This window comes from Roseiarcus fermentans (genome assembly GCF_003315135.1).
Lineage (GTDB): Bacteria > Pseudomonadota > Alphaproteobacteria > Rhizobiales > Beijerinckiaceae > Roseiarcus > Roseiarcus fermentans.
Genome location: NZ_QNRK01000058.1, coordinates 20,813 through 28,161, shown reverse-complemented (window position 1 = coordinate 28,161; position 7,349 = coordinate 20,813). Strand labels below are relative to the sequence as shown.

General features: G+C 66.3%; 8 protein-coding genes. 5 read left to right on the top strand and 3 right to left on the bottom strand.

Translation table 11 applies throughout. The features are described from left to right. Window positions 1–240: 240 nt before the first annotated feature. The 3 genes from DFR50_RS30195 to DFR50_RS30185 form a co-directional block, all read right to left on the bottom strand. Window positions 241–774 carry an HD domain-containing protein gene (locus tag DFR50_RS30195; RefSeq protein WP_113893910.1) on the bottom strand — a complete coding sequence of 178 codons (534 nt, stop codon included), beginning with the start codon at window positions 772–774 and terminating at the stop codon, window positions 241–243. 439 nt (window positions 775–1,213) lie between these two features. After that, window positions 1,214–1,990, bottom strand: a complete 777-nt coding sequence (locus DFR50_RS30190; RefSeq protein WP_113893906.1) for a cyclase family protein — start codon at window positions 1,988–1,990, stop codon at window positions 1,214–1,216. Between the two features lie 34 nt (window positions 1,991–2,024). Beyond that, a complete protein-coding gene (locus DFR50_RS30185) occupies window positions 2,025–3,011 on the bottom strand; it encodes a fumarylacetoacetate hydrolase family protein (RefSeq protein WP_113893843.1) in 987 nt (328 codons plus the stop codon). A gap of 97 nt (window positions 3,012–3,108) precedes the next feature. On the opposite strand from DFR50_RS30185, the gene DFR50_RS30180 reads away from it, so the two are divergent. The 5 genes from DFR50_RS30180 (at window position 3,109) to DFR50_RS30160 (ending at window position 7,135) form a co-directional block, all read left to right on the top strand. Next, window positions 3,109–4,050, top strand: coding sequence for an ABC transporter substrate-binding protein (locus DFR50_RS30180; protein WP_113893841.1), 942 nt, complete (start codon window positions 3,109–3,111; stop codon window positions 4,048–4,050). Beyond that, the gene (locus DFR50_RS30175) at window positions 4,047–4,733 is read left to right on the top strand and encodes a GntR family transcriptional regulator (protein WP_113893839.1); all 687 of its coding nucleotides are present in this window, start codon (window positions 4,047–4,049) and stop codon (window positions 4,731–4,733) included. The genes DFR50_RS30180 and DFR50_RS30175 overlap by 4 nt, the downstream gene beginning before the upstream one ends. Beyond that, complete coding sequence (locus DFR50_RS30170) at window positions 4,730–5,509, top strand: ABC transporter ATP-binding protein (protein ID WP_113893837.1); 780 nt, start codon at window positions 4,730–4,732, stop codon at window positions 5,507–5,509. Before DFR50_RS30175 ends, DFR50_RS30170 begins: the two co-directional genes overlap by 4 nt. A 148-nt stretch (window positions 5,510–5,657) precedes the next feature. Further along, window positions 5,658–6,374 (top strand): ABC transporter permease, encoded by a 717-nt coding sequence (locus tag DFR50_RS30165; RefSeq protein ID WP_245428239.1) that lies wholly within the window; start codon window positions 5,658–5,660, stop codon window positions 6,372–6,374. Continuing rightward, window positions 6,371–7,135, top strand: a complete 765-nt coding sequence (locus DFR50_RS30160; protein ID WP_113893833.1) for an ABC transporter permease — start codon at window positions 6,371–6,373, stop codon at window positions 7,133–7,135. The genes DFR50_RS30165 and DFR50_RS30160 overlap by 4 nt, the downstream gene beginning before the upstream one ends. Window positions 7,136–7,349: the final 214 nt, after the last annotated feature.

The following is a 7,349-nucleotide window of genomic DNA, read 5'->3' as shown; positions in this document are numbered from 1 at the left end:
CATCAATAGTGAGAATTCTGCCAGATGCAATTCTCACTATTGATGGATATTGCCGAAAATGTTTTCAAATTCTCACACCAAGATGGCTCCTGACACCCGCTGTGCACACGGCGCCATCGCTCCGCTCCGTCGTATAGCTCGCGCCCGAGTTCGTTGTAGTTACGCACGCTAAACGCGGTTGGGTCGCCCACGGCCCGATCGCCAGGAGGACGCCATCCAGGCGAAGCCAGTTGGGTGTCGCTATCCAATGCTCTCCGCCGCCTGGCTAGCCGCCTCTTCGAATAGCGCCAGCAGCGCCGACGGCTTGAAGGGCAGGCCAGCCACGACCGCCTTCGCCCATCGGACGTACTCTCGCTTCCGCTCGATCGGCCACAACGGCGGGCTCTTCGCCAACGCACGCAAGTTGCTCGTCTTGTCCGCAAGCTGGATCACCGAGGCGATGTCGCTCTTGTGCGGCGCGCTCTCGATCTGCTTGTCCTTGCGCTCCTGCTTTGGCAGTGACTTGTCGTCGGTTACTTCAGCGACGAGCGACGCCACCGAATTGCCGAACAAGTTTGCGATCTCGTTGATCGTGACTCCCTGGTCTTCGACAACGTCGTGCAGCAGGGCGGCGACGACAGCGTCGGGTTTTCCTTCCGTGGACACGGCGACGAGGTTGGCGACTTCGATCAGGTGATTCACGTAGGGCTCGGACGCATCACCTTTGCGGCGCTGGTCCGTGTGTTTGCTAGCGGCGAAGTCTGCCGCCTTCATGATGCGTACGACGTCGTTCATGCGCGCCTCCATCCGACGATGTTCATAGGTCGGAGTGCGGAGAACGCACCCGGAATGTTGGGTCGGAAACCTTTATGTGCATGACTGTCGGCAGTGCGGCGCCTAACGCACCGACTCGCGTCCGTCCAAGACGGCCGAATGCATGACGTCGGCACGATCGCCTACGGCAATCCTGATGGTGATGTCCTGAGTGGGCGGACCCCGATCGATAGCCACGACGAACGAGACCGTTGAGCCGGATTGCGGTCGTTGGCCGAACGCGCAGGCAGCGCCAGGAGCGGGCGTTCGCGTATTGCCCACTCCCATCGTTGCTGCGCCTGCGACAATTCTCACAAACAAGTGCGAAAGGAAACGCAGCCTGAAGGAGACCGATGCGGACGCGGCGGGGTCAAGCGGCGGGAGCAGCCCACGACCCCGCCTCTCTCAAGAATTCGCACCCCTAGGACTCGATTATAGCGACAGCCCGGGTCCAGCCCGCCGACGCGCGTTCGATCTTGGCCGGGAAGCAGGCCACTGTGAACCCGGCCGACGGCAGCGCTTCGAGATTGTGCAGCTTCTCGATATGGCAATATCCGATGTGCCTGCCCGCCTTGTGGCCTTCCCAGATAATCGAGGCATCGTGGGTTTCGGCGTAGCGCCTGGCGGTGTGGACGAAGGGCGCGTCCCAGCTCCAGCCGTCGATCCCCGTCACGCGGACGCCGCGCTCGAGCAGATAGAGCGTCGCCTCCGCCCCCATCCCACAGCCGGATGCGACGTAGTCAGGGCGGCCGTATTTCGCCCCGGCGCTGGTGTTGACGACGACGATCTCGAGCGGCTTCAATTCATGCCCGATCCGATTGAGCTCGGCCTCGACATCGCTGGCGGTCGCGACATAGCCGTCCGGGAAACTGCGGAAATCGAGCTTCACCCCGGGCTGGAAGCACCATTCGAGCGGTACTTCATCGATCGTCCAGGCGCGCTCGCCTTCGTTCATCGTCGGATGATAGTGCCAAGGCGCGTCGAGATGAGTGCCGTTGTGCGTCGAGAGCACGACGCGCTCGACCGCCCAGCCCTGTCCGTCCGGCAGATCCTCTTTCTTCAGGCCGGGGAAGAACGGCAGGATCTGCGCCAGGCTCTGCTGGTGGTCGATGTACTCGATCTTCGGGCCGAGCCCGGGCGGATCGGCCGCGACGTCGTTCTGCAGCGGCGCGGAAATGTCGATCAGGCGGCGAGCCATCAAGTCCTCCCTATGAAGATGTCGGAGCCGACGGTCAGTCGGAGCGCAGCACCGTGTTGCGCAGGGCGCCGATCCGGTCGACGATGAGTTCGATCGCGTCGCCGCTCTCGAGAAAGCGCCCGATCTCCAGCCCGCAGCAATTGCCGACGGTGCCGGAGCCGAACACTTCTCCCGCGTGAATCGTTTCGTCCTGCGACGCGTAAGCGAGAATCTCCTCGAAGGAAAACAGCATCTCGCGCGTGTCGCCTCTGGCGCGCGTCTCGCCATTGACGCGGACCTCGACGTTCAGCGTTTGAGGATCGCCGAGTTCGTCCGGCGTCACGATCCAGGGTCCGAGCGCGTTCGAGCCGTCGAAGCTCTTGCCTTTCGCCGGCCCGAGACGGCCCTGCATTTCGGCCGCCTGCCGGTCGCGGGCGGAGAAGTCGTTGAAGATCGTATAGCCGAAGATGTGCGCGCCGGCCTCCTGCTTCGGGATGTTGGCGCGCGTGCGTCGGGTCACGATGGCGATCTCCAGTTCATAGTCCATCACCTGGCTGTATCGGGGCCACCGCACGGCGGCGCCCGTCCCGACGACGGTCAGCCGGTTCGTGATGTAGTAGATCGGCAGTTCGCGATAGACGGCCGGCAGGTCTTCCAGCGGCTCCCGCATCACGGCCTTGAAGGCTTCGACGCCCGTCGCCCGCAGCGCCTGGACCGCCCGCGCGCCGCGCGAGGATTGCCGGATATGCAGGGCGAACGACATCGCGTCGCGCATCTGACGCGGCTCGGGTAGCGGCGCAAGGAACTCGACCTGCTCAAGATCGCGCCAGAGGTCGGCCTCGCCGCCGCGCCGGTCGACGAGCGAGCGCGCGAGATCGAGGCCGACTTCGTCGGCGTCGACAAGCGAAAGCATCGAGGCGAACGGCGCGCTCGGGGCGCCGGCGCGGCGCGCGGCGGCGTCGAGGTCGAACAGCCGCTCGCCTTCCGCGTCGACGAGGCCGACCTTTGCCGCGTCTCCCATCCGATAGGTCGCAAATTTCATTCGATGGTCCCCTTGCATTCCGTCTCAAGATATACGATCATAGTTTTTATCGATAATCAAGACACTCATCGACGATCGGCGGACAGAGGAGGAAATCATGGGTGCGTCGCGTGAATTTGCATTGGTAGCGGCGGCGGCAGTTCTCTCCTGCGCCGCCCTCTCGGCGCACGCCGCTCCGATCAAGCTCAAGATCGCTTGCACCGCGACATCCGACTGCGCCTCGGCGATGGTGGCGCGGGACGAAGGGATCTTCGCCAAGCATGGGCTCGACGCCGACCTGACCCTGATCGGCATCAACACCAACATCCCGCCGGCGATCGCCTCCGATTCCATCCAGATCGGCGGGCCGACGGCGACGGTGTTCCTTCAGGCGGTCGACGGGGGGCTCGACCTCGTCGCCGTCGAGGGCGCCTCGATCATGGACCCGGTCGCCAACGGGGCGATCGCCGCCGTCGCCCGGAACGGGGTGACGATCAAGGACGCCAAAGACTTTGTCGGCAAGAAGGTCGGCGCTCCCGGCATCGGCGCCTTCCTGCACGTCCTCTTCCGCAAGTGGCTGATCGAGAAGGGCGTCGACCCGAAGAGCGTCAACTTTGTCGAGGTGACGTTCCCTACCATGAGCGACGCGCTGAAATCCGGCTCGGTCGACGCCGTGCTGACTGCGGAGCCGTTCGTATCGCGCATCAAGGCTGCGGGCGTCGGCGACGTCGCGGCGCGCTACGCGGCGGAGCTTTCCCGCAGCGAGCCGATCATTTCCTACGTCTCGACGCGCGCCTTCGCCGAGAAGAATCCCGACGTCATCAAGGCGTTCCGCCTGGCGATCGAGGAGGCCGCGCCGATTGTCAACTCGGATCGCGAGAAGGCGGCGGCGGCGATTTCGAAGTTCACCAAACAGCCGATCGAAATTGTGCGCCTGAACCGCCCCAATCTCGCGACGCCGCAGCTTAAAGGTTCTGAGTTTGCGTGGTGGGTCGAGACCATGAAGCAGCAGGAGATGCTGCAATCCGCGCTCGACCTGAACACGCTCGTCCTGCCGTGAGCGAGGCATTGCTCGCCTCCGCCGAAACGCTGACCGAGCGCGCCTCGACGCTGGTCGAGACCGACATCATCTCCGGCGCGCTGACGCCGGGGGTCCGGCTCGGCATCGCCGAGACGGCGGCGCGCTACGGCGTCGGCGCCACGCCCTTGCGCGAGGCGCTGTCGCGGCTCGCCGCCCGCGGCCTCGTCGACGCCGTCGGCAAGCGGGGCTTCCGGGTCAAGGCGGTGTCCTACGAGGACCTCGCCGACATCATTCGCATCCGAACCACGATCGAGCGCGAAGCGTTTCGGCTCAGCATGGCGAACGGCGGCGGCGAATGGGAGGCGGGCGTGGTCGCCTCCGTCCACCGGCTCAGACACTACGCCCGGGTCAATCCGCGCGGGCTTGTCGAAGGCCAGCGGGAATTCGACGCGCTTCACAAGGCGTTCCACACCGCGCTCATCGCGGCCTGCGGCTCGCCGCGCATGCTCGCCGCCCATTCCGATCTCTACGACGAAACCTATCGTTACCGCAGGTTGATGCTCGCGAAGTTCCGCGACCCCGAGGACTTTTTCGCCGCGCACGACCGCCTCGCCGATTTGGCTGTCCGGCGGGCGCAACGTGAGGCTTGCGCGGCGCTCGAGACCCACATCGGCTCGACGCTGGGCCATGTCTACCCCGAAGCGGGAGCGAGCCCGGCATGACCCCTGCGCCGCTCATCGCCTTTCGAAGCGTCGACCTCGCCTTCGGCGATCATCTTGTGCTTGGCAAACTTTCGTTCGAAATCGGGCGTGGCGAGATCGTGTGCGTCGTCGGTCCGTCAGGATGCGGAAAGACAACGGCGCTGCGGGTCGCCGCCGGCCTGATCGCCCCGACGCGCGGCGAGGTCGCTTTCGCCGGCGCGCCGGTCAGGGCGCCGCGCCGCGATGTGGCGATCGTCTTCCAGGACTATTCAAAGGCCCTGCTGCCCTGGCGCACTGCGGCCGGAAACGTCTCCCTCGCGCTGGAGGCGATGGGGACGCCGCGAGGCCGCCGGCGCGAGCGCATCGACGCCCTCCTGAAGCGCGTCGGTCTCTTCGCCTTCGCGGACAAGTATCCTTCGCAGATGTCGGGCGGCATGCAGCAGCGGCTGCAAATCGCCCGCTGTCTCGCGCAGGAGCCCGCCGCATTGATGATGGACGAGCCGTTCGGCGCGCTCGACGCGATGACGCGCCAGAGCCTTCAGGACGAAATGCTCGAAATCGCACGCGCGACGAAGGCCACGATTTTCTTCGTCACCCACGATCTCGAGGAAGCGATCTATCTGGGCGACCGCGTGGTCGGCCTCATGCCCCATCCGGGCCGCATCGGGATCGAATTGAGCGTCGATTTGCCGCGTCCGCGCGATCAGGTGACGACGCGGGAAAGCCCGGAGTTCCTGCGCTTGCGACATAAACTCTACGACTTCATCCACGCTTCTGAAAAGGGGGGACGGCCGTGAACCTGGGCCGCGCGCTAGAGCCGTTTGCGATCGGGCGCGATCGCCGCAGTAGGGCGGGGCCGGCGACCCCGCCGGCGCGCTCATCAAGCGCGCCCTACAACGCGAGTCGACCTCATTGCAGCGCGCGCTAGCCCTCCCCGCGGCGCTCGTGGCCCTCGCCGAAATCGGGGCGCGCGCGCACGGGCCAAGCGATTCGATCGCCCCGCCGTCGGCAGTCGTCAGCGCGCTGCTTGAAGCGCTTGCCGACGGTTCGCTCGCTGGCGCGACGCGCGACACGCTCGTCAGCGCGTTCGGCGGCCTTGCGATCGGCGCCGGCCTCGGCCTCGCTCTCGGCGTCATGCTCGGCAGCCTGCGCCCGCTCGACCGTCTGCTGGAGCCGACGATTGAACTCATGCGACCCATTCCGTCGGTCGCGGTTATCCCGATCGCCCTCGTCGCGCTTGGCTTTGGCTATCGACTGGAAATCGCGATCGTCGCCTTCGCCTGCGTTTGGCCGCTTCTCTTGCTGACGCGCGCGGCGGTCCGCGGCGTCGAGCCGCGTCTGATCGAGGTCGCGCGCGCCTTGCGTCTGAGCCCGTTGCAGCGCACGGCGAAGATTGTCGCCCCGGCGGCCTTGCCGCGCATTTTCGTCGCCTTGCGTCTCGCGGCCGGCATCTCTCTCGTGGTCGCAGTGACGGTCGAGATCGCCGTCAATCCGCAGGGCCTTGGCTACGGCGTCATGACGGCGGGGCAAGCGCTCCGGCCGGACATGATGCTGGCCTATGTGGTGTGGATCGGCATCGTCGGCTTCGCCTTCAACGCCGCCCTTGTCCTCGCGCAGCGACGGCTGTTCGGAAAGGCGGCCGGCGTCGAGGCCGCCCGATGAGCGCGCTCGCCTGGCGCGCGGCGAGTCTCGCCGTCGTCGCGGCGCTGATCGCGCTCTGGGGCGAGATCGCCGCGCTGAAACTGATCTCGCCGGTCTTCCTGCCGGCGCCCGGCCGCGTATGGGCGGCGCTTCAGCATGGCCTTCTGCGGGCGGACCTCGGCGAGAAGCTGATCGGTACGGTCAGCCACATGCTCGGCGGCTGGGCCGCGGCCTCGATCGCCGGCGTCGCCCTCGGCGCGCTGATCGGATCGTCCCGGACAGCGCGCGATTACATTGCGCCAACCCTCGAATTCCTGCGGCCCCTGCCTGCCTCGGCCGTCATTCCCGTGGCGATCGCGCTCTTCGGCCTGACGCCGGAAATGGCGCTCGGCGTCATCGCCTTCGGCTCGATCTGGCCGGTGCTGCTCGCGGCGATCCACGGCTTCGCCGCGATCGAACCGCGGCTCGTCGAGGTCGAGCGCGTTCTCGGCCTCACGCGCTGGCAGCGGATCGCGAAGATCTCGCTGCCCTCGGCCACGCCGGACATCCTCGCCGGGCTCCGACTCGGCCTCACGGTGTCGCTGATCCTCGCGGTCGTATGCGAGATGATCGCCGGCCTCGACGGGCTCGGCCAATGGGTGCTGCTCGCGGCGCGGGCCTACAAGTCGGCCGACATCTTCGCCGGCGTCGTCCTGCTCGGCGCGATCGGCGTCGTCGCAAATGCCGCCATCTCTGTGGTCGAGTCGCGCATGCTGAGGTGGCGTTCGACAAGCCTCTCCTGAACAGCAGGACAGGACGCGAACCTACGCTCCAGGCGGACTCCGGGCCTACAGGTGACACCAGGCAAGGCCCGCTTACCTGCCCAGTTGCGACGTTCGCGGTCGCGACCCGCGACGACCCGCTCAACGTCGACTCTATCCGTCTGTGGCGCAAAGACGCCGTGATAGTGTAGATGGGGACAAACGCACTATCTGCCCCGGGGCGCCAGGTTACCAA

Excerpts from the sequence above, each read along its gene's own strand:
- DFR50_RS30160 (WP_113893833.1), top strand. The coding sequence starts at position 6,371 with ATGAGCGCGCTCGCCTGGCGCGCGGCGAGTCTCGCCGTCGTCGCGGCG.
- DFR50_RS30180 (WP_113893841.1), top strand. The coding sequence starts at position 3,109 with ATGGGTGCGTCGCGTGAATTTGCATTGGTAGCGGCGGCGGCAGTTCTC.
- DFR50_RS30170 (WP_113893837.1), top strand. The coding sequence starts at position 4,730 with ATGACCCCTGCGCCGCTCATCGCCTTTCGAAGCGTCGACCTCGCCTTC.
- DFR50_RS30185 (WP_113893843.1), bottom strand. The coding sequence starts at position 3,011 with ATGAAATTTGCGACCTATCGGATGGGAGACGCGGCAAAGGTCGGCCTC.
- DFR50_RS30195 (WP_113893910.1), bottom strand. The coding sequence starts at position 774 with ATGAACGACGTCGTACGCATCATGAAGGCGGCAGACTTCGCCGCTAGC.
- DFR50_RS30190 (WP_113893906.1), bottom strand. The coding sequence starts at position 1,990 with ATGGCTCGCCGCCTGATCGACATTTCCGCGCCGCTGCAGAACGACGTC.